General features: G+C 53.0%; 21 protein-coding genes. 12 read left to right on the top strand and 9 right to left on the bottom strand.

Annotated features, from left to right (window positions below):
* Positions 1-80 precede the first annotated feature (80 nt).
* Complete coding sequence (citR, locus tag CWR52_RS06275) at positions 81-986, bottom strand: DNA-binding transcriptional repressor CitR (protein WP_104949137.1); 906 nt, start codon at positions 984-986, stop codon at positions 81-83.
* A gap of 624 nt (positions 987-1,610) precedes the next feature.
* On the opposite strand from citR, the gene ahpC reads away from it, so the two are divergent.
* The 6 genes from ahpC (at position 1,611) to CWR52_RS06245 (ending at position 8,288) form a co-directional block, all read left to right on the top strand.
* Positions 1,611-2,174 carry an alkyl hydroperoxide reductase subunit C gene (gene ahpC, locus CWR52_RS06270; RefSeq protein ID WP_008501015.1) on the top strand — a complete coding sequence of 188 codons (564 nt, stop codon included), beginning with the start codon at positions 1,611-1,613 and terminating at the stop codon, positions 2,172-2,174.
* Between the two features lie 189 nt (positions 2,175-2,363).
* Positions 2,364-3,929: an alkyl hydroperoxide reductase subunit F gene (gene ahpF / locus CWR52_RS06265; protein ID WP_104949136.1), complete on the top strand. Its 1,566-nt coding sequence runs from the start codon at positions 2,364-2,366 to the stop codon at positions 3,927-3,929.
* 258 nt (positions 3,930-4,187) lie between these two features.
* Positions 4,188-4,694: a TorD/DmsD family molecular chaperone gene (locus tag CWR52_RS06260; protein ID WP_104949135.1), complete on the top strand. Its 507-nt coding sequence runs from the start codon at positions 4,188-4,190 to the stop codon at positions 4,692-4,694.
* Positions 4,691-6,967, top strand: coding sequence for a molybdopterin-dependent oxidoreductase (locus CWR52_RS06255; protein WP_104949134.1), 2,277 nt, complete (start codon positions 4,691-4,693; stop codon positions 6,965-6,967). The genes CWR52_RS06260 and CWR52_RS06255 overlap by 4 nt, the downstream gene beginning before the upstream one ends.
* Positions 6,964-7,521, top strand: coding sequence for a 4Fe-4S dicluster domain-containing protein (locus CWR52_RS06250; RefSeq protein WP_104949133.1), 558 nt, complete (start codon positions 6,964-6,966; stop codon positions 7,519-7,521). The genes CWR52_RS06255 and CWR52_RS06250 overlap by 4 nt, the downstream gene beginning before the upstream one ends.
* Positions 7,521-8,288: a dimethyl sulfoxide reductase anchor subunit family protein gene (locus tag CWR52_RS06245; RefSeq protein WP_104949132.1), complete on the top strand. Its 768-nt coding sequence runs from the start codon at positions 7,521-7,523 to the stop codon at positions 8,286-8,288. The genes CWR52_RS06250 and CWR52_RS06245 overlap by 1 nt, the downstream gene beginning before the upstream one ends.
* Positions 8,289-8,327: 39 nt before the next feature.
* Here CWR52_RS06245 and uspG read toward each other — a convergent pair whose 3' ends face one another.
* Positions 8,328-8,756 carry a universal stress protein UspG gene (gene uspG, locus CWR52_RS06240; protein ID WP_023310731.1) on the bottom strand — a complete coding sequence of 143 codons (429 nt, stop codon included), beginning with the start codon at positions 8,754-8,756 and terminating at the stop codon, positions 8,328-8,330.
* A 180-nt stretch (positions 8,757-8,936) separates the two neighbouring features.
* Between uspG and CWR52_RS06235 the strand changes: the two genes are divergently transcribed.
* Complete coding sequence (locus CWR52_RS06235) at positions 8,937-10,175, top strand: zinc-dependent alcohol dehydrogenase (protein WP_045909599.1); 1,239 nt, start codon at positions 8,937-8,939, stop codon at positions 10,173-10,175.
* Between the two features lie 10 nt (positions 10,176-10,185).
* On the opposite strand, the gene yldA is transcribed toward CWR52_RS06235, so the two are convergent.
* Both yldA and rnk read right to left on the bottom strand, forming a co-directional pair.
* Entirely contained in the window at positions 10,186-10,275 is a 90-nt protein-coding gene (gene yldA / locus CWR52_RS23515) for a small membrane protein YldA (protein WP_008501020.1), read from the bottom strand.
* 139 nt (positions 10,276-10,414) lie between these two features.
* Positions 10,415-10,825, bottom strand: coding sequence for a nucleoside diphosphate kinase regulator (gene rnk, locus CWR52_RS06230; protein ID WP_045261020.1), 411 nt, complete (start codon positions 10,823-10,825; stop codon positions 10,415-10,417).
* A 245-nt stretch (positions 10,826-11,070) separates the two neighbouring features.
* On the opposite strand from rnk, the gene CWR52_RS06225 reads away from it, so the two are divergent.
* Positions 11,071-11,688, top strand: a complete 618-nt coding sequence (locus CWR52_RS06225; RefSeq protein ID WP_104949131.1) for a flavin reductase family protein — start codon at positions 11,071-11,073, stop codon at positions 11,686-11,688.
* Here the strand turns inward: CWR52_RS06225 and rna are convergent.
* Positions 11,682-12,491, bottom strand: a complete 810-nt coding sequence (rna, locus tag CWR52_RS06220; protein ID WP_104949130.1) for a ribonuclease I — start codon at positions 12,489-12,491, stop codon at positions 11,682-11,684. The genes CWR52_RS06225 and rna overlap by 7 nt on opposite strands.
* A gap of 94 nt (positions 12,492-12,585) precedes the next feature.
* Complete coding sequence (dcuC, locus tag CWR52_RS06215) at positions 12,586-13,953, bottom strand: anaerobic C4-dicarboxylate transporter DcuC (RefSeq protein ID WP_048026951.1); 1,368 nt, start codon at positions 13,951-13,953, stop codon at positions 12,586-12,588.
* Between the two features lie 395 nt (positions 13,954-14,348).
* Here dcuC and pagP point away from each other — a divergent pair, with 395 nt between their 5' ends.
* Positions 14,349-14,966: a lipid IV(A) palmitoyltransferase PagP gene (gene pagP, locus CWR52_RS06210; protein WP_080474221.1), complete on the top strand. Its 618-nt coding sequence runs from the start codon at positions 14,349-14,351 to the stop codon at positions 14,964-14,966.
* A 190-nt stretch (positions 14,967-15,156) separates the two neighbouring features.
* Entirely contained in the window at positions 15,157-15,366 is a 210-nt protein-coding gene (gene cspE, locus CWR52_RS06205) for a transcription antiterminator/RNA stability regulator CspE (protein WP_002439184.1), read from the top strand.
* Positions 15,367-15,585: 219 nt separating this feature from the next.
* Here the strand turns inward: cspE and crcB are convergent, their stop codons facing one another.
* Entirely contained in the window at positions 15,586-15,969 is a 384-nt protein-coding gene (gene crcB, locus CWR52_RS06200; RefSeq protein ID WP_028019482.1) for a fluoride efflux transporter CrcB, read from the bottom strand.
* A 67-nt stretch (positions 15,970-16,036) separates the two neighbouring features.
* Here crcB and CWR52_RS06195 point away from each other — a divergent pair, with 67 nt between their 5' ends.
* Both CWR52_RS06195 and tatE read left to right on the top strand, forming a co-directional pair.
* Complete coding sequence (locus tag CWR52_RS06195) at positions 16,037-16,825, top strand: deaminated glutathione amidase (RefSeq protein ID WP_104949129.1); 789 nt, start codon at positions 16,037-16,039, stop codon at positions 16,823-16,825.
* 125 nt (positions 16,826-16,950) lie between these two features.
* Positions 16,951-17,154, top strand: a complete 204-nt coding sequence (gene tatE, locus CWR52_RS06190; RefSeq protein WP_023310742.1) for a twin-arginine translocase subunit TatE — start codon at positions 16,951-16,953, stop codon at positions 17,152-17,154.
* A gap of 81 nt (positions 17,155-17,235) precedes the next feature.
* Here tatE and lipA read toward each other — a convergent pair whose 3' ends face one another.
* Both lipA and CWR52_RS06180 read right to left on the bottom strand, forming a co-directional pair.
* Positions 17,236-18,201: a lipoyl synthase gene (gene lipA, locus CWR52_RS06185; RefSeq protein WP_024907012.1), complete on the bottom strand. Its 966-nt coding sequence runs from the start codon at positions 18,199-18,201 to the stop codon at positions 17,236-17,238.
* A 207-nt stretch (positions 18,202-18,408) separates the two neighbouring features.
* Complete coding sequence (locus CWR52_RS06180; RefSeq protein WP_045909593.1) at positions 18,409-19,362, bottom strand: YbeF family transcriptional regulator; 954 nt, start codon at positions 19,360-19,362, stop codon at positions 18,409-18,411.
* Between the last annotated feature and the right edge of the window lie 166 nt (positions 19,363-19,528).

Genomic DNA, 19,528 nt, shown 5'->3' with positions numbered 1-19,528 from the left:
GCAATAAACCGTGCAATCCGCTAATACATTAATCCAGTGAATGTATTTAATATTACTGACCGCGGGTGAGCGGCCAGTAATTATTGTCTCAGCGCCGAAACTTCGTCAATAAAACTCGCAAATGCAGCGCTATTTAGTGCTGAGCGATTATACATCATATAAACAGGAATTGAAGGGAAGGTTAAATCCGTATTAATTTCACGAAGACTTAGTGCTGAGCCGTACTGTTCAAAGGCCGGGACGGGAACTAACCCAATAATATCGGAGTGGCTGATTATCGACAGAAGGGAGATAAACGAGTCGCTGCGGAAAAGAATATTTCGCTCTGGGAGCACTTTTTCAGCATTCTCCTGATAGCTCTTCACGCTCAGCTCGCTGCTCAGGTAGGCCGTAAATTTTTCCTGAAGAATTTCGTCACGTGTCGCATATGAGCCTAAGCGGGGATGCGCCTCGCGGCAAACCAGCGTAAAAGGCATGTCATAGAACATGTTGCAGGCCGTCGAGCGGCTATTCAGCGCTACAAAAGAGAAGACGAGGTCTGCTTTCCGGTACGCCAGAAGGTCTTCCGCTGAATCCCGGGCAAGGAAAACATCATGCAGTTCAATCTGATAGTTATGCTTCTCCATGAGAATTTTCATCGGATCAAGCATGATTTTAGGCGTCATAAACTGTGGGCAGTAGATCACAAAATTTTTCTTCAGCCCGCTGCTGTGCATAATATTAATGGTTTGCTCAAGCTGATTGAGATTCTGTTCCAGATGCTGATGCAGGTTAGCGCCTACCGTGGTTGGGGTGATCCCTTTACCTGAACGGATAAACAGAGGGTCATTGAGTTGCCCGCGCAGACGTTGCAGTGACTGGCTCACTGCTGAGGGGGTAATGTAGAGCGTCTCGGCCGCTTTACTGATGCTCAGATGTTGATAAATGCACTCAAAAATGACTAACAGGTTGAGGTCAAATTTTTTGAGGTCGTAGAGATTAGCCATGTTGCGTCCTGAAAATGTCGTGTTTGCTATAGCTATCACATCACTGATAACTATAGTTTGAAGTTAACCATTTACAATCCTTGTGGTTAACTCTCTTAATTTTAAATTAAACTCAACTAAATATATCACGCTGTCAGATTATTGAAATAGCGCTTCAAAGATGATTAAGATATTTTTATCTTAGAAGTGAGGGTGAGCACGTCAAATAACAATTGTCATTTATATATTGAGATATTTTTATCATTAAAATAAATTTATAACGTCTCTAAGTGGCTGTTCGATGCTGCCTATCACAGCCATAGGCAGGAATGTCTCTCTTATGGATTGCCCAATCCCTGTACGGGTGGTGTAATCAAACCGCTGTTACCGCCTTGATATAAAGGGTTGTAGAGCGCAACGCAACGCCAGCTTCGGCTGGCACTGAATGTACCTGCGGGGAATTCAGGTATCAGGGCCGCCCGTTGAGGCGGCCTTTTTACTTTCAGGCTTCCCTGTAAAAGGTTCACTTTGTTGTCTTGTCGACGTTGTAAGGTTTGGCTGATTGATTTGATAAAGCATACGCATTAGCCCCGATGGATAAAGTTGGTTACCTTACATCTCAACGAAAACACGGAGGAAGTACAGATGTCTTTGATTAACACTAAAATTAAACCTTTCAAAAACCAGGCATTCAAAAACGGTGAATTCATCGAAGTTACCGAGAAAGATACCGAAGGCCGCTGGAGCGTCTTCTTCTTCTATCCGGCTGACTTCACCTTCGTTTGCCCGACCGAACTGGGCGACGTGGCTGACCATTACGACGAACTGCAGAAGCTGGGCGTAGACGTTTACTCTGTGTCTACCGATACCCACTTCACCCACAAAGCGTGGCACAGCAGCTCTGAAACCATCGCCAAAATCAAATACGCGATGATCGGTGACCCGACTGGCGCCCTGACCCGTAACTTCGACAACATGCGTGAAGATGAAGGCCTGGCCGACCGTGCAACCTTCGTGGTTGACCCACAGGGCATTATCCAGGCTATCGAAGTTACCGCTGAAGGTATCGGCCGTGATGCGTCTGACCTGCTGCGTAAAGTGAAAGCAGCGCAGTATGTCGCTTCTCACCCAGGCGAAGTGTGCCCGGCTAAATGGAAAGAAGGCGAAGCAACGCTGGCGCCATCCCTGGACCTGGTCGGCAAGATCTAAGTCTGTAAAGCCTGGCGGCGCTACGCTTGCACAGGCCTACAGTATCGTAGGACGGGTAAACGAAGTGCCACCCGGCAATCAATGGGCGCCCCCCCGCGCCCATTTCATTCCAGCACCATGATGCAAGTTGCATTCAGGCCGCCTGTGTAAGGCAGCTTGCATGATGACGTTTTAAGAGAGGGAAGAATAATGCTCGACACTAATATGAAAACCCAGCTCAAGGCCTATCTTGAGAAACTGACTAAACCCGTTGAGCTGATTGCCACGCTGGACGACAGCGCGAAATCGGCAGAGATCAAGGAACTGCTGGCTGAGATCGCCGAACTGTCGCCAAAAGTGACCTTCAAAGAAGATAACTCGCTTAACGTCCGTAAGCCTTCTTTCCTGATCACTAACCCAGGCTCTGAGCTGGGGCCGCGTTTTGCCGGCTCACCGCTGGGGCATGAATTTACCTCGCTGGTGCTGGCGCTGCTGTGGACCGGCGGTCATCCGTCGAAAGAGGCGCAGGCGCTGCTGGAGCAGATCCGCGATATCGACGGTGATTTTGAGTTTGAAACCTATTACTCGCTCTCCTGCCATAACTGCCCGGACGTGGTGCAGGCGCTGAACCTGATGTCGGTCCTCAACCCGCGCATCAAGCACACGGCAATTGACGGCGGTACCTTCCAGAATGAAATCACCGATCGCAACGTGATGGGCGTTCCGGCGGTGTATCTGAACGGTCAGGAATTCGGTCAGGGTCGTATGACGCTGACGGAAATCGTTGCCAAAGTGGATACCGGTGCCGAAAAACGTGCCGCAGAAGCGCTGAACAAACGTGCTGCCTATGACGTGTTGATTGTCGGTTCCGGTCCGGCGGGCGCGGCGGCGGCAGTGTACTCCGCGCGTAAAGGGATCCGCACGGGCCTGATGGGCGAGCGCTTCGGGGGCCAGGTACTGGATACCGTGGACATTGAAAACTATATCTCCGTGCCGAAAACCGAAGGCCAGAAACTGGCCGGCGCGCTGAAGGCGCACGTCAGCGATTACGACGTAGACGTGATCGACAGCCAGAGCGCCAGCAAGCTGGTACCTGCTGCGGTTGAGGGGGGGTTACACCAGATTGAAACCGCCTCCGGCGCAGTGCTGAAAGCACGCAGCATCATCATTGCCACCGGGGCGAAATGGCGCAACATGAACGTCCCGGGTGAAGATCAGTATCGCACCAAAGGCGTGACCTACTGCCCGCACTGCGACGGCCCGCTGTTCAAAGGCAAGCGAGTGGCGGTGATCGGCGGCGGAAACTCCGGCGTGGAAGCGGCTATCGACCTGGCGGGGATTGTTGAACACGTCACCCTTCTGGAGTTCGCGCCAGAAATGAAAGCCGACCAGGTGCTGCAGGACAAAGTTCGCAGCCTGAAAAACGTCGACATCATACTGAACGCGCAGACCACGGAAGTGAAGGGCGACGGCAGCAAGGTGACCGGTCTGGAATACCGCGACCGCGTGAGTGGCGACGTGCACAGCGTGCAGCTTTCAGGGATCTTCGTGCAGATTGGTCTGCTGCCAAACACCACCTGGCTGGAAGGCGCGATTGAGCGCAACCGCATGGGCGAAATCATTATTGATGCGAAGTGTGAAACCAGCGTGAAGGGCGTGTTTGCGGCGGGCGACTGCACCACCGTGCCGTATAAACAGATCATTATCGCCACGGGTGAAGGGGCGAAGGCGTCTCTGAGCGCGTTTGACTACCTGATCCGCACTAAAACTGCATAATAAAAGAAAGTAAGACATACCTGCAGTAGCCACCTCTTTATGAGGTGGCTTTTTTTTAGATTTTTTTACCCTCAATTATTCTCGTTATTAACCCCTTCATGCGTTAATTACCTGCTTCGATCAAAGAAAATAATAAGTCTGCTGATAATATCTTGTCGTTTTTTATAGCGATAAATATTTATATTTAATATGAATGACAAAGATACATCCACTTCTTCAATATATGAGGCGTTAACCCCATTTGAAATAAAGGGATTGATGTTTCGTGATTTCTTTAACGCGGCAGACATGGCATCGCGATACGCTTCGTTACATCCTTTATTCCCGGAAAGTGAAACCTGGCAGCAGGATGAGGCGTTAGAGGTAGAGTATGATTTCAACGCCCTTTTTGTCGGCCCTGCAACGCTATTGGCGCCGCCTTATGCCTCGGTGTATCTGGACGAAGAGCCTCTGCTGATGGGAGCTACAACGCTGAGCGTACGCGAATTCCTGCGCAGCATCGGGCTTTTTGTGACCGGGGAAAATAGCGTTCCCGACGATCACGTCAGCTATGAAATGGAGCTGGTGGTGATGCTCTCCGCGCATGCCAGACATTCGCCGCAATATCATGACGCACTCGCCCGTTTTGTGCAGGTGCATCTTGAATTATGGCTCCCCGCATTTATCGCAAAAATAAAGGATTGCGCGAAAACAATCGCAATTAAATGTCTCGCGTTGCAGATGACTAATTGGTTTGATGAATTAAAGACGAGAGTAATATTATGAGTATTGATAAAGGGCTGCTAAACCGGCGCTCCTTTTTAAAGGGACTGATTGCGCTGGGTACCGTTGCCGCATTACCCGGCGGACTCTTATCATCCCGATGTGCCATGGCACAGCCCCCCATTCCGTTTAACCCAAAAACTTACAAAATTTTCCGTAACGCTTGCCCGCGTAACTGCTACGACACCTGCAGCTTAAAAACCTGGGTCAAAGATGACGTCATCACCTTCGTTGACGGGGCAAGCGAGTCCACGTTCACACACGGTGCCCCGTGTGTGAAAGGGCTGACCTACCCGCGCCGGGTCTACTCCCCGGACCGTATTAAATACCCGATGATCCAGGATGGGCGCGGCAGCGGTAAATGGCGTCGCATCTCCTGGGATGAGGCCATGCAGCGCATTGCCAGCAAGATGCTGGAGATTAAAAAGAAAGACGGGTCTATGCTCGGCCTGGCGCTGTCGAAATACTCCGGCAACCTGGGCGTGATGAGTTATGCCGTGGAGGGGATGATGTCTTCTCTCGGTTACACCACGCGGTTCGCCGGTACGCCATGCTGGCCAGCAGGGATCGATGCCCAGCACTACGACATGGGCGACATGTGGTGTAATGACCCGGAAGATCTGGTGAAAGCCAAATACATCATTATCTGGGGCGCAAATCCGGCCTGGTGCTCCATGCATACCATGAAGTACATCTATCAGGCGCGTGAGAAAGGGGCGAAAGTGGTGGTCATTGACCCGCTGTTCTCGCAAACCGCCGCGAAAGCCGATTTGTATCTGCGCGTGCGCCCGGGATCGGACGGCGCATTGGCGCTGGGAATGGCGCGGCACCTGCTGGATATTGGCCGCGTCGACCAGGAGTTTGTGAACAACTTCGCGCACGGCTTCCCCGAATTTGAACAGTATCTGCGCAGCAATATCACCGTGGAGTGGGCATCTGAAATCTGTGGCCTGTCGGCAGAGGTGATTCGCCAGTTGGCGGAAGAGTTCACCGCGGTAAAACCTGCCACTGTCTGGATCGGCTACGGGATGCAGCGCCACGTCAACGGTGGGGCGAACGTACGCGCCATTGACGCTTTTGTTGCCATGACAGGCAACATCGGTGTGGAAGGCGGCGGTGCCCGCTACGGCCATCTGCAGACCTGGGGCTACAACTATCATGCGATGACGCAGAAGCCACCGGTCGGATCTGTTGGCATGGTGGGAGAAAGCGGCCCGGTAGGGGAGTTTGTCAGCGACAGCGGCGAAAAGAGCCACTATTCCGACCGCGCGCTGAATCTGAACCAGACCGCGCAGAGCATTCTAGATGCCAACGATCCGCCCATTCGTATGCTGTGGGTGGCGTGTAAGAACCCGTTCGCGCAGGACTTTGACCGCAACAAAATGGAAAAAGCTTTCAGCAAGCTGGAGATGGTGGTCTGCGTCGATCAGTTCTTCAACGAGACGGTGCAGCATGCCGATATTGTGCTGCCGGTGACTACCACCTTTGAGCACTGGAACCTGTCGTCGTCTTACTGGCATTACTGGCTTTCGGTGAATGAACCGGCCATTAAACCGATGTACGAGTGCAAGAGCGATCTGGATATTGCCGTGCTGCTCTCGCGTACCATCAACAAAATGGAGCCAGGCTCCTGTACCTTCCCGCAGGACATTGACCAGAAAAAATGGCTCGACCTTGAGTTCAATGAGGGCATGGCGAAGCAGTTCGGCATCCGCTCCTGGGACGATCTGCTGAATGGGCCGGTGAAAGCCAAAATGGTCAGCTCGGCGGCCTGGCACGACCGCAAGTTTAAAACGCCATCGGGCAAGTATGAGTTCCTCTCCGAGTTGTGTGAAAAGAACGGTCACAAAGCGCTGCCGGAGTATCTGCCTGCCGCGGAGGGCAAGCTGACGTTCCATCTGTTTACCCCGCATTTGCAGTACGGCCTCCACTCTCAGTTCGTCAACCTCGACTGGATGCAGGTCTTCTGGCCGGAGCCGTTTGTCTATATCCACCCAGCCGCCGCGCACAAGAAGGGGATTCGTGAGTTGGCGAAAGTCCGCGTGTTTAACGACGTGGGCGAAGTGGAGCTGCGGGCGAAGATCACCACCAACGTGCCGGAAGATTTCCTGGTGATGTATGAGTCCTGGTTTAACAAGCTTAAGTACAACGTGCAGAACGTCGTGAAAGATACGCCAGCCGATATGGGCAAGATGGCAACCGGCGCGCCTGGCGCGGCGATCCACAGCCAGTTTGTCGACATTGCCCTTATCGCGAATGAAGGAGCAGACGCATGAGACGCGCATTTTTAGTGAACAGTGATAAATGTATTGGCTGCCGCGGATGCGCCATGGCCTGCAAGAGCTTTAACCAGCTTGAGCCGGATCGCTTCTGGCGCTATGTCTATCCGCTGGATAAAGACATTTATCCGCATGAGGAGCGTGCGTTTTTCTCGCTGGCCTGTAACCACTGTGAGAACCCGGCCTGTCTGGCGGCGTGCCCGGTGGAAGCCTACACCAAACGTGATGACGGCGTGGTGGTCCATAACCCTGAACGCTGTATCGGCTGTAAAAACTGCATCCGTAACTGCCCGTACGGCGCGCCGCGCTTCAATGAAGAGACGCAAAAGGCGGAGAAGTGCAGCATGTGCTATGAACGTCTGGATATCGGTATGGCCCCGGCCTGCGTGAACGCGTGTCCGGTCGGTGCCCTGTCGATTATCGATCTGGATGCCGATCCGCTGCCGAACAATGCCGTGCAGTATCCGCCGGGCTTCCCGAAGATGCCTCAGCTTAATCCGGGTACGCGCTTCATTCTGGCCCGTCAGCCAAAACAGCCGGGGGATAAATAATGGAAAAGTATGAATTACCGCTCGTTATCTTTACCGTGCTGAGCCAGATGTCCGTCGGGATGACGCTGCTCCTGACCTGGCGCACGCTGCGTGGTGAAGTGCATGGCACCCGCCTTCACTGGCTGATTACCGGGCTGATTCTGGGTGTTGCCTCCATTGCCGCCGTGCTGCATCTGGCGCACCCGGAACACGCATACAACGCGTTGATTAACCTGAAACATGCCTGGCTGAGCCGCGAAATTCTGGGCGCGACCCTGTACGGCGCCATGATTGGGCTGGCCTTCCTTAGTAAGGGAAACAAAGGCGCAGCGCTGCTGGCGTCCCTGTTCGGGATCCTGCTGGTGGTGGTGCAGGGAATGACCTACGCGGCACCGGCGATGCAGGCCATTGCCAACGGCATCACCATGATGCTGTTCTTTGCGACGGTCTGGGTGATGGGCTGTGCCGCAACGCCGCTGCTCGGGCTGAAAGGATCAAACACCGCGCTGCGCCAGGGGATTATCGCCCTGATGGCGCTGCTGATTGCCGCGCCGGTGATGTGGCTCAGCGGCGGTACCATCATGAAAATGACCGCTCACGCCTGGTTAAGCTCGCCGCTCTATCTGGGTAGCCTGCTGTGCTGCGTTATGGGTGGCGCATTATCGCTGAAGCGCCAGCCAATGCAGAAAGCGGTGTTTGCGCTTCTGCTGGTGGGCGTGGTGCTCAGCCGCCTGACCTTCTTTGGCGATACCGTCAGCACCATCGTCAATATTGGTCACCTGTACTGATAAACAAAACCCCGCGAAAGCGGGGTTTTTTGTTGGTATTTACCGGACCACCATCACCGGTATATGCGTGTGGCGGATCACACTGGAGGCGTTAGATCCCAGCAGATGCGTGGTAATGGACGGGTTACGCGAACCGATAACCACCACGTCTGCTTTCAGTTCGTTCGCCAGTTCATTTACCGCATCACGTACGCTGCCGAATCTGACGTGCGTTTTGATCCGTGAAGGGTCGATGCTGAAGTGGCTGACCATGGTTTGCAGGCGCGTTTCCGCCTCGTGCTGCAGATGCTCTTCGAAGCGGCGCACATCGGCAGCAAAGCGGTGCAGGCTCAGGCTGGCGGAGCCCGGGAGCACGTGCAACAGATGGATAACCCCGTCCTGCTGCGCCAGGAACTCCGCGTGGCGTACGGCCTTGTCGCTCAACTCCATCTCAAAAACATCAACCGGCATAATGATTCTCTGATACATACCCGTTTCTCCTTGTTTATAAACGCTGTACTCATTCAACCACAAAATAGTCATGGTTTCTGTAAGCGCTCCGTCAGTTTTCTTATCTTGCCAGGATAAATCTCAAAAGACCCGTATTCACAGGCAGACCTTCAGGGGTAGCTACCTTTATACACTTACCCGGAACCTTTCGGAGGTCGCATGAAAGCACTTACGTATCACGGTCCACACCATGTTCGCGTCGAGAATGTCCCCGACCCCATCATCGAACAGCCCGACGATATTATTCTGCGCGTCACGGCCACGGCTATCTGCGGCTCCGATTTGCATCTCTACCGCGGAAAGATCCCGAAGGTGCAGCACGGCGATATTTTTGGCCATGAGTTTATGGGGGAAATCGTCGAGTGCGGCGCAGAGGTGAAGAATTTGCAAAAGGGCGATCGCGTGGTGATCCCCTTTGTTATCGCCTGCGGGGACTGTTTCTTCTGTCGCCTCCAGCAGTACGCGGCCTGTGAGAATACCAACGCCGGGCAGGGTGCCGCACTGAACAAAAAGCAAATCCCCGCGCCGGCCGCGCTGTTTGGCTATAGCCACCTCTACGGCGGTGTGCCGGGGGGACAGGCGGAATACGTTCGCGTGCCAAAGGGGAACGTCGGGCCGTTTAAAGTCCCGCAGCTTCTTTCTGATGATAAGGCGCTGTTCCTTTCCGACATTTTACCCACCGCCTGGCAGGCGGCAAAAAATGCGCAGATTGAAAAAGGCTCAAGCGTAGCCGTTTTCGGCGCCGGGCCGGTGGGGCTACTGACCATTGCCTGTGCGCGGCTGCTGGGGGCTGAGCAGATCTTTGTCATCGATCATCATCCGTACCGGTTGCGATTTGCCGAGGCACGATACGGCGCAATTCCCATCAACTTCGATGATGATAACGACGCCGCGGAAAAAATCATCGAGCAGACCGCGGGCCAGCGCGGCGTTGACGCTGTGATTGATGCGGTCGGGTTTGAAGCGAAAGGCAGCACCACGGAAACGATCCTCAGCAATCTTAAAATTGAAGGCAGCAGCGGCAAAGCGTTGCGTCAGTGCATTGCTGCCGTGCGGCGCGGCGGGGTGGTCAGCGTACCCGGCGTATACGCAGGGTTTATCCATGGCTTCCTGTTTGGCGATGCCTTTGATAAGGGGCTGACGTTTAAGATGGGCCAGACGCACGTCCATGCCTGGCTGGGTGAACTTTTACCGCTGATCGAAAAAGGGCTGCTGACGCCGGAGGAGATCGTGACCCACTATCTCCCCCTTGCGGATGCGGAGCGCGCCTATAAGATTTTCGAAAAACGGGAGGAGGAGTGCCGGAAGGTGATTCTGGTCCCGGGGGCAGACACGCCCGAAGCCGCAGAGCAGACCGTTAAGGGACTGGTGAACGCCTTCCCGGGTGGGGTGGCCTGAGAATGTTCGCTTACCAGTGACGTTCAAGATAGAGCACGGCCGTGACGATAATCGCCACAAAAATCAGAAAGATAAGTGTGATAACGCCTATCTCACTCATGACCGTCCCCGCGGCACCAAAACAGATTAAGCGTGGATTAAGGCCATTTTGCGCGGTATAGGAAAATCGGGTGAATTTGCGGAAAGAGGATGCGGCTGCATCCTCTGTGCAAAGCGGGTAGGCGCTTATTCAGAAGAGTTTAACGCAGGTAATCGCCCGCGGCTTCTGGCTGGTAGAGCAGCTCCAGCACTTCCAGATGGGTCGAGGCACCGCCCGGCAATTCCCAGTGGATCGTATCCCCCGTACGCAGCCCCAGCAGTGCGGCACCCACAGGGGCCAAAACAGATAGCTGTGCGCTGCTGTCGGTCATCTGAGCGGGGTAAACCAGCGTACGGGTCAACTCTTCACCGGTGGTCAGGTTGCGGAATTTCACCTGGCTGTTCATGGTGACCACGTTATGCGGCATCGTCTCAGGCGTGCACATCTGTGCCCGGTCGAGCTCCTCATTCAGGGCGTCGGCCACGGGGAGCGAGGCGAACTCCGCTTTTTCCAGCAGCCTGTCGATACGTTCTGCGTCGAGCTCATTGATGATAATGGTAGGTCTGGACATTTTTTACTCCATGTCGTTAATGCTGCGTCTTACGCAGAAACTGATCCAAAAGAAAACCCTCGCCGTCTGGCAGCGAGGGTTTAACTCTCCCGATGATACTGGCTGAGCGCGCAAGTTTGAAGTGATGAAAGTCACATTCATGGGCCATATGAATTTTGCTGAAATTTATTCAGTCTTCATTCCTGGCGGAATACGTTACGCTGAGTGTCCTGAATCCGGGCGTTGCCCGCCAACGAGAGAGAATTATGTACTTCTATCAACCGTCTCAGGGACACGGCCTGCCGCATGACCCGCTGAACGCCATTATTGGTCCGCGTCCGATAGGCTGGATCTCCTCATGCGATAAGGCCGGTCAGCTGAATCTCGCACCGTACAGCTTCTTTAACTGCTTTAACTATCGCCCGCCGATCATCGGCTTTTCCAGCAACGGCTGGAAGGACAGCGTGCGGAATATTACCGAAACAAAGGAATTTGTCTGGAACCTGGCGACGCGCGATCTTGCCCAGGCGATGAATCAAACCTCCGCGATGCTTCCCCACGACCGGGATGAATTTAGCTTTGCCGGGCTCACGCCTGCGGCCAGCCAGCTGGTGAACGCCCCTCGCGTTGCAGAAAGCCCGGTGAATTTTGAGTGTCGCCTGTCGCAATGCATTCAGTTGACGGGGGCTGACGGTACGCCGGTAGACACGTGGCTGGTGCTGGGGGAAGTGGTCGGTATCCATATTGCCGACACGCTGCTGGAAGAGGGGATATATCAGACGGCGAAAGCGCAGCCCATCCTGCGTGCGGGTGGGCCGACGGCGTACTATGGCATCAGCGATGAAAACCGGTTTGATATGGTGCGCCCAACGGTGGATCAGTAGCCGGCTTTATCAATCACAAATTGTTTACCGCAGTTACCCGGATGTGGCTGCGGGGCAAATGAGGTCGCAGAAAGCGGGTTGTTAATGGTGTCTGCCTTCAGCGAAATCTGCATCTCGGTGAGATACGCCGGATTGCCGTTGCAGGTCAGCTTGAATGCTTTGACGTTCTCGCTGCCCCAGCTCCTGGCCACGGCACGGTCAAAATCGCTGCGAGTGACGGTTTTTCCGTAGTTATCGGCGAGGAATTTACCCACCGCACTGTTTTTAACTTCCTGATTCATCCGCACCATCGTGCCAAAATAGGCATCGGGATCGAAACCAAAGCAGACGCCGTGTTTAGCGTATTCGTAACGCTCCAGGCAGGAGTTACCGCCCGCGCCTGGCATCACGTCGTTGAGCTTTGCGGCAGCGGAAAGCGACAGCCCGGTTTCGGCGGCTTCGCATTTGCGGCTGGCCTTCACTTCCGGCATGTTCGGAATGGGGCGCGTGGCGCAACCAAAACGCATCCAGCGACGCTCATCTACCCCGCGTGCGGCAATGGATTTCGGCAGGCCGGGCCATAATCCGTGAACGGTCAGAAAATCGGCTTTATTTTCGCGCTCTTTTTGCAGGCGACATTCGTCAGGTTCATTGCGGTTGCGCTCGACCATGCTCTGGCAAAACCCGGTTTGCCAGGACAGGGCCAGCACATAGCGATCGAAATCGCCATACTGAGTTGCCTTGAGCGGTTCTGCCTGTGTGGAGAAGACACAGAGGGCAAGCGCGATTGCCCCAGACGGGATAGCGATATCCTTCCTGAACATATGATTTCCTGATCGAATGAGCGTGATTAATTCCTGGGGGTTATTAAAGCACAAAAAGCGCCCGCAGGCGCTTTCTGGATATCAGGAATTTAGCTTAGGCTGCGCCGGGCACCAGCACCTCCGTGGCGATAATTACGATGATCAGCCCAACCAGAACGGGTACGGAGGTGCGTTTTACCACTTCGAATGGGGAGATTTTTGCCATCCCGGCAACGGCGACCACCACGCCTGATACCGGGGAGATGGTACGGCCCAGATTTGACGCCTGCAGCATGGGAATGGAGAGATAGGCCGGGTTAATACCGGAGGAGTGGGCCAGTTTCGGGATCATCTCAACGAAAGCGTAGAAAGGCGCATTGCCGGAACCGGTGGTCATGGCCGCCAGCATGGTGAGTACCACCAGAACCAGCATCAGGATAATACTGGCCGATCCGAACGAGGTGGCGATAGAGATCAGGCTCTGGATAAAGCCGATGGTGCTCAGACCCTGGGCAAAAACGCCCGCAGCCACCAGCAGCATCACCACGCCAGCAAAGGCATCCGCCATTCCGCGATAGGCAACTTCCAGACCCGAAAACACCTTTTGCGTGTTAAAACCGCGCACAAATTCCAGCACGGCAGCCAGCAGCATGCAGATCACCAGAATGGTGATAATGTGCAACTGCGGGCCCCATTTGCCGTCAAAAATCAGCACTCCGATAATTGGCGTGAAGGGCAGAATGGCATAAAACGCGGGTGCGGTGGTGGTGATCTCACTCACGTCCATCATCTCGTGGCTGATGTTTTCTTTCTTATCCAGATAGCGCTGCCAGAAGAAATGCGCGATTCCCATTCCCACAATGGCGACAATAGAGATTGGCAGCGTGGTTTTAAAGGCGAAGTCGATGAGCGACATCTCCGCAGCCTTTGCCGCCAGCACAACGTCGCCGGAGGTCGGGGAGAGAATAATGGCAGCTGGAGACGCGCAAATGGCTGCTGCCGCGCCGCGGCTGATACCAACATTCACCATGACCGGGAACAGCGTGGCCATCAGCAGTACGCCAAGTCCGGTAGCCGACGAAACGGCCAGTGACATCAGGCAGGCGAGGAAATAGGCGGCGACCATCAGCAGATACGGCGAGTTAATGTATTGCAGGGGTTTGGAGGCAAGCTTAACGACCATGTCGTTGGCGCCGATGTGGGTCATGTAGGCCGCAAAACCGCACAGCATCATGATCATCATGCCCAGGTCACCGCCGCGGCTCATGAGCAATATTTTAATATATTCCACAATATCGGTGGCGGTGTAACCGGTGCTGGTTGCGCTGGCAGGCAACACCTGATGCCCCATCAGTGCGCTGATAATCAGCAGCGTTAAACCGCCAACAAATAATACGCCCGTGGCCGAGTAGCCTTTAATGATGTAGCGTGCGACACCGACAATGACGACGACTCCAATAAGGAGCTCGAATAACGTAAGCATGATTTCCCCTGTATCTCTGCTGCTATGGAGCACAAAAAATCAATAAAAAAAAGAAGGATGAAAATGTGCCGAATAAATGGCCTGTTCTTGCTGATTAAAATCAATAAACAGACGACTAGAGAGCAGAACAACTGTGTTTTTGCCATGGCTCATACATTTATGCCATGCGGGTCTTGACCGTCAGAAATAGCGCAATATGTCCTTACAATGATAACAGATTGTTAATATTTTGTGTAATTCAGCATGTTACTGATAAAGAAGGTGAAACAGGCTAAAGGCTCACCCTGTATGTGCTTATTCGACCTTACTGTCCGGTTTTATTAAGAATATTCCCGGAAAAAGGCCGAATAATTAGGAATAACGCTGATGCCGTTAAGCTTTGATTCAACTATTTTATGGTAAACTTTGCCTCGAATACTAAGAATGGTAATTGCATTGTGATCGTACGTAATACATTTTTCTCAATTTTATTGTTTATTTTTGGGCAGTTAACGTTTTCTTCTGTTGCACAGGCAGAGGACAACGCGACGGATAAAGGGTGGTTCTCAACCTTTACGGATAATGTCTCCCAGACCTGGACGTCGCCGGAACATTATGATCTCTATGTTCCGGCAATAACGTGGCATGCGCGTTTTGCCTATGACAAAGAAAAGACCGATAAATACAACGAGCGTCCGTGGGGCGCCGGTTTTGGTCAGTCGCGCTGGGATGAAAAGGGTAACTGGCATGGCATCTATCTGATGGCCTTTAAAGACTCCTTCAATAAATGGGAGCCGATTGGAGGCTACGGCTGGGAGAAAACCTGGCGCCCGCTAGCCGACGAGAACTTCCATGTTGGGTTGGGCTATACCGCGGGGGTCACCGCGCGTGACAACTGGAACTACATACCAATTCCGGTGCTGCTGCCGCTGGCCTCGATCGGTTACGGCCCCGCAACGTTCCAGATGACCTACATTCCGGGCACGTATAACAACGGTAACGTTTACTTCGCCTGGATGCGTTTTCAGTTTTAACTGAAAAAACGTCATAGTCTGGTGAAAAAACATGCAGGCGTTGATTCATAAACGATAAAAATCGGCCAGTGAAAATTAACGCGACTTTAGTCACTTTTTATCAAAGATCCGCTGGACAAAAGGTCTCACAATTGATGTACTGGTAACCGACACAGCATTTGTGTCGTTTTTTAATGTAAAGGTAATTTTGATGTCTAAGATTAAAGGTAACGTTAAGTGGTTTAATGAGTCCAAAGGATTCGGTTTCATTACTCCTGAAGATGGCAGCAAAGACGTGTTCGTACACTTCTCTGCAATCCAGTCTAATGGTTTCAAAACTCTGGCTGAAGGTCAGCGTGTAGAGTTCGAAATCACTAACGGTGCCAAAGGCCCTTCTGCTGCTAACGTAATCGCTCTGTAATTCAGACGCGTCAGCAAGAATTTCAAAACCCGCTCACTGAGCGGGTTTTTTTCGTTTTGAATCAGCCAAGCAGATACATTTTCAGGAAGCTTGCAACGATCAGCACGCTCAACAACACCATGCCTGCGCTCATCAGACTCTGTTTCATTCTGTCACCCTCGTTCAGTACTGCACTCAGAGTGACAGAGAAAAATTAAGCCAACATTAACGGTCCGTCTGTTAATGCGTGCTTGCGGAGGAAAAGAGCCAAAATGCGATCCCCGTCATCGCAAACGAGCCGAGCATGTTAATTGCGATATTCGTCAGCGCCCAGCCGATACGGCCTTCCTGAAAAAGAAACACCACTTCCGCAGAGAACGTCGAAAAGGTGGTTAATCCACCGCAGAATCCGGTGGTAATCAGGACTTTCCACATTGGATCAATATGCGTCATTCGGTTAAACCAGGCCAGCCCCATGCCAATGATAAAGGCACCAATCAGGTTTGCAGCCAGTGTCCCCATGGGAATCGCCTGATGCAGCGGGTTAAACCGCATACTCAGAAACCATCGCGCAACGCTACCCGTTCCCCCACCAATAAAAACGGCTAAAAGTAGTTGTAACACGCTAAATACCTGCTATTTGATGTGTAAGAGAAGCGAGTTTAACGCCGTTTATGATGAGGGGACAAATATGTATGTTGCGGTAGGGCAATTTGCGGTCACGCCAGACTGGCAGGCGAACGCGATAACATGCGTCAACCTGATGATGCAGGCCCGGCAGAAAGGCGCGTCGCTGCTGGTGCTTCCTGAGGCGCTGCTGGCCAGGGATGATAATGATCCGGATTTATCGGTGAAGTCCGCGCAGCCGCTGGACGGCGAGTTCTTGCAGCAACTGCTCGCCCAGAGCGTGGACAATACGATGACAACGATCTTAACGATCCATGTCCCCTCCACGCCGGGCCGTGCAGTGAATACGCTGGTGGCGATTCGTGGCGGGGCCATTGTCGCACGCTACGCCAAGCTGCATCTCTATGATGCGTTCAGCATTCAGGAGTCGCGGCGCGTTGACCCCGGAGACAGTATCCCACCGCTTCTGGAGATTGACGGATTCAGGATCGGGTTGATGACCTGCTATGACCTGCGTTTTCCCGAGCTGGCGCTCCATCTGGCCCTGCAGGGGGCGGACGTACTGGTACTCCCTGCCGCGTGGGTTCGCGGGCAGTTAAAAGAGCACCACTGGGCAACGCTGCTTGCGGCGCGTGCGCTGGATACCACCTGCTATGTCGTTGCCGCAGGAGAGTGCGGCACGAGAAACATCGGGCAAAGCAGGGTGGTCGATCCGCTGGGGGTGACGATCGCCGCCGCTGCTGAAGCGCCGGATTTGCTGGTGGCGGAGATAAACATAGACAGAATTGCGCTTGCACGTCAGCAATTACCTGTTCTTCGCAATCGTCGGTTTGCGCCACCGCAATTATTGTGATGTTTTTTTCAACAATGCTTGATTCACCTTGTTACAGATTGCTATTGTGTGCACGCGCTAAATGACCGTTAATACAGTCAGGTTTTGGCGCTGAATGCAGCCTGTTTTAAGTAAAGAAGGTATCTATGGGTGAGATTAGTATTACCAAACTGCTGGTGGTTGCCGCACTGGTCGTCCTGCTGTTTGGTACCAAGAAGTTACGCACGCTGGGTGGTGACCTGGGGGCTGCCATCAAAGGCTTTAAGAAAGCGATGAACGACGATGATGCAGCCGCGAAGAAAAGCGCTGAGGATGACGTCCCGGCAGATAAGCTTTCTCACAAAGAGTGACAGCAACGCCTGAGGGCTTGCGAAAAAAAACCGGCTCATGAGGCCGGTTTTTTTGTATTACTGTAAATGAATATTACAGCTTTATTTCACTTCTTCGCCTTTAGCCTGCATATCGGCATGGTATGAGGAGCGAACGAATGGGCCGCAGGCTGCGTGGGTGAAGCCCATCGCCATTGCTTCGGCTTTCATTTCATCAAACTCGTCCGGGCTCACGTAGCGCTGTACCGGCAGGTGGTGACGGCTTGGCTGCAGATACTGACCCAGGGTCAGCATGGTCACACCGTGGCGGCGAAGATCGCGCATCACCTCGATGATTTCTTCGTTAGTTTCACCCAGACCTACCATCAGACCTGACTTGGTCGGAATATGCGGATGCGCTTCTTTGAAACGCTCCAGCAGTTTCAGAGACCAGTTATAGTCAGCGCCCGGGCGCACCTGACGGTAGAGACGCGGCACGTTCTCCAGGTTGTGGTTAAACACATCCGGTGGCGTCGCGGTCAGGATATCCAGCGCGCGGTCCATACGGCCGCGGAAGTCAGGTACCAGCGTCTCGATTTTGATGTTTGGGCTTTTCTCGCGAATGGCCGTGATACAGTCAGCGAAGTGCTGCGCTCCGCCGTCGCGCAGATCGTCACGGTCAACGGACGTGATAACCACGTAACGCAGCGCCATGTCGGCGATGGTCTGCGCCAGCTTCTGAGGTTCGTTAGCATCAGGTGCGACCGGACGGCCATGAGCAACATCGCAGAACGGGCAGCGGCGGGTACAGATCGCACCCAGAATCATAAACGTCGCGGTACCATGATTGAAACATTCAGCAAGGTTCGGACAAGAGGCTTCTTCACAAACGGAGTGAAGGCCATTCTTGCGCATCGCCGCTTTGATCCCCTGGATACGCGAAGAGTCGGCCGGAAGTTTGATTTTCATCCATTCCGGTTTTCTTAACAGCGCCTCGCGCTCTGTAGCCACGTTTTTAACCGGGATAAGGGCCATTTTATCGGCATCGCGGTATTTAACACCGCGTTCCATCACAATGGGTTTACTCATAGCGTGCGTGTTCCAGTTGCGAATATCGAAGGAAAGCGTTTCAATTCAAGGGAATGTTGTATTTATCAACTATTTTTGAACGAACGACAGGCAGTATATCATTGAAACGGTCGTTAAAGCAGCCTGCCAGATCGCCAATTTGTAAAATAGTTGTTGTTTTGTGCCTTTTGCCCTGCCTGTCACAGGGGCTTATGCTGGCTCAACCTGTCAGAAGGCCTGACGGATAATGCGGATGACGTTTTCCAGGACCGGATCGCGTAAACTCAGCTTATTGTAATGCAGTGAAATCTCAACTGATTCCGCATTAAGCTGACTGAGGGGAATGCTGTCCAGCGGCCAGCATTTCCGGAGCAGGTTATACAGGCGTGATGGCATCACGCACAGCATATCGCTGCTGCCGATCAGAGAGGCGGTGGTGAACATATTGTAACTGCTGAAGCTGATCTGACGTTCCGGGAAAATTTCATCAATACGCTGACGAAGGGCATGGTTAGACTGCCCTTCGGTCATGAAAGACGAGTGGTCGTAGTTGCGCAGGTTTTCGAGGGTCAGCGGTTCGCTGAGAACCGGATGCTGCTGCCGGCAAACCAGCACCAGGTTGTCCGTATAAAGCACATTTTGCCCCAGCGCTCTGGCGCTGAAGCTGCCGCTTTCAATAATCAGGTCCGTCTGGAACTGGGCAAGCTGAACGTCAGGTTCATGGAGAGGCACATTGCGAAGCAGGAGCTGCGGAGCATGCTCTTTCACGGCCTGGAAGATCGCAGGCATGACCAGCACACCCACAGAAGGGGAACAGCCGATGGTGATGGTTCTCTGCTTATCGTAGCTCCCGGTTAAATCCAGTGCGCCCAGAATCGACTCCAGCCCCTGGCTGATGTACTCATGGAGATGCGTGGCGTAGGCCGTCGGCGTTACCCCCTGGCCCTTACGGATAAATAACGGGTCAGGAAATATAGCGCGTAGCTTTTGGATGGACTGGCTAATTGCGGATGGCGTGAGATTAAGAATTTTCGCAGCGTTAACGATACCCTTATGGACATATACTGCCTCAAAAATAGTCAGTAAATTGAGATCAATATTACGTAAAGTCCGAAAAATTTGCGGCTTGTCTTCGCCACCAGGTTCATTCAGTCGTTTGGCTGGTAAATTATTATACTCCACGCTTTCACTCCGTATACATTCACAATATGAATGATAGTTGAATTTATTTATTATGCTTGTAGAGATTCGTAAAGTGTTGGTTTTGTTTCACTTGTTTATCAAAAGCAAACACTTGTGTGATAATTGCTCACGTTACTTATGCCGTGTTTGCCGTGCTTGCTGGAGG

It is taken from the genome of Enterobacter sp. SGAir0187 (assembly GCF_002952735.2).
Lineage (GTDB): Bacteria > Pseudomonadota > Gammaproteobacteria > Enterobacterales > Enterobacteriaceae > Enterobacter > Enterobacter quasiroggenkampii.
Note: the sequence above shows the minus strand (reverse complement) of the source record. Positions and strands in the feature narration are given on the sequence as shown.

What these genes read in the sequence shown, in the direction of transcription:
- citR (WP_104949137.1), bottom strand. Translation starts at nt 986, where the DNA reads ATGGCTAATCTCTACGACCTCAAAAAATTTGACCTCAACCTGTTAGTC.
- ahpC (WP_008501015.1), top strand. Translation starts at nt 1,611, where the DNA reads ATGTCTTTGATTAACACTAAAATTAAACCTTTCAAAAACCAGGCATTC.
- ahpF (WP_104949136.1), top strand. Translation starts at nt 2,364, where the DNA reads ATGCTCGACACTAATATGAAAACCCAGCTCAAGGCCTATCTTGAGAAA.
- CWR52_RS06260 (WP_104949135.1), top strand. Translation starts at nt 4,188, where the DNA reads ATGTTTCGTGATTTCTTTAACGCGGCAGACATGGCATCGCGATACGCT.
- CWR52_RS06255 (WP_104949134.1), top strand. Translation starts at nt 4,691, where the DNA reads ATGAGTATTGATAAAGGGCTGCTAAACCGGCGCTCCTTTTTAAAGGGA.
- CWR52_RS06250 (WP_104949133.1), top strand. Translation starts at nt 6,964, where the DNA reads ATGAGACGCGCATTTTTAGTGAACAGTGATAAATGTATTGGCTGCCGC.
- CWR52_RS06245 (WP_104949132.1), top strand. Translation starts at nt 7,521, where the DNA reads ATGGAAAAGTATGAATTACCGCTCGTTATCTTTACCGTGCTGAGCCAG.
- uspG (WP_023310731.1), bottom strand. Translation starts at nt 8,756, where the DNA reads ATGTATCAGAGAATCATTATGCCGGTTGATGTTTTTGAGATGGAGTTG.
- CWR52_RS06235 (WP_045909599.1), top strand. Translation starts at nt 8,937, where the DNA reads ATGAAAGCACTTACGTATCACGGTCCACACCATGTTCGCGTCGAGAAT.
- yldA (WP_008501020.1), bottom strand. Translation starts at nt 10,275, where the DNA reads ATGAGTGAGATAGGCGTTATCACACTTATCTTTCTGATTTTTGTGGCG.
- rnk (WP_045261020.1), bottom strand. Translation starts at nt 10,825, where the DNA reads ATGTCCAGACCTACCATTATCATCAATGAGCTCGACGCAGAACGTATC.
- CWR52_RS06225 (WP_104949131.1), top strand. Translation starts at nt 11,071, where the DNA reads ATGTACTTCTATCAACCGTCTCAGGGACACGGCCTGCCGCATGACCCG.
- rna (WP_104949130.1), bottom strand. Translation starts at nt 12,491, where the DNA reads ATGTTCAGGAAGGATATCGCTATCCCGTCTGGGGCAATCGCGCTTGCC.
- dcuC (WP_048026951.1), bottom strand. Translation starts at nt 13,953, where the DNA reads ATGCTTACGTTATTCGAGCTCCTTATTGGAGTCGTCGTCATTGTCGGT.
- pagP (WP_080474221.1), top strand. Translation starts at nt 14,349, where the DNA reads ATGGTAAACTTTGCCTCGAATACTAAGAATGGTAATTGCATTGTGATC.
- cspE (WP_002439184.1), top strand. Translation starts at nt 15,157, where the DNA reads ATGTCTAAGATTAAAGGTAACGTTAAGTGGTTTAATGAGTCCAAAGGA.
- CWR52_RS06195 (WP_104949129.1), top strand. Translation starts at nt 16,037, where the DNA reads ATGTATGTTGCGGTAGGGCAATTTGCGGTCACGCCAGACTGGCAGGCG.
- tatE (WP_023310742.1), top strand. Translation starts at nt 16,951, where the DNA reads ATGGGTGAGATTAGTATTACCAAACTGCTGGTGGTTGCCGCACTGGTC.
- lipA (WP_024907012.1), bottom strand. Translation starts at nt 18,201, where the DNA reads ATGAGTAAACCCATTGTGATGGAACGCGGTGTTAAATACCGCGATGCC.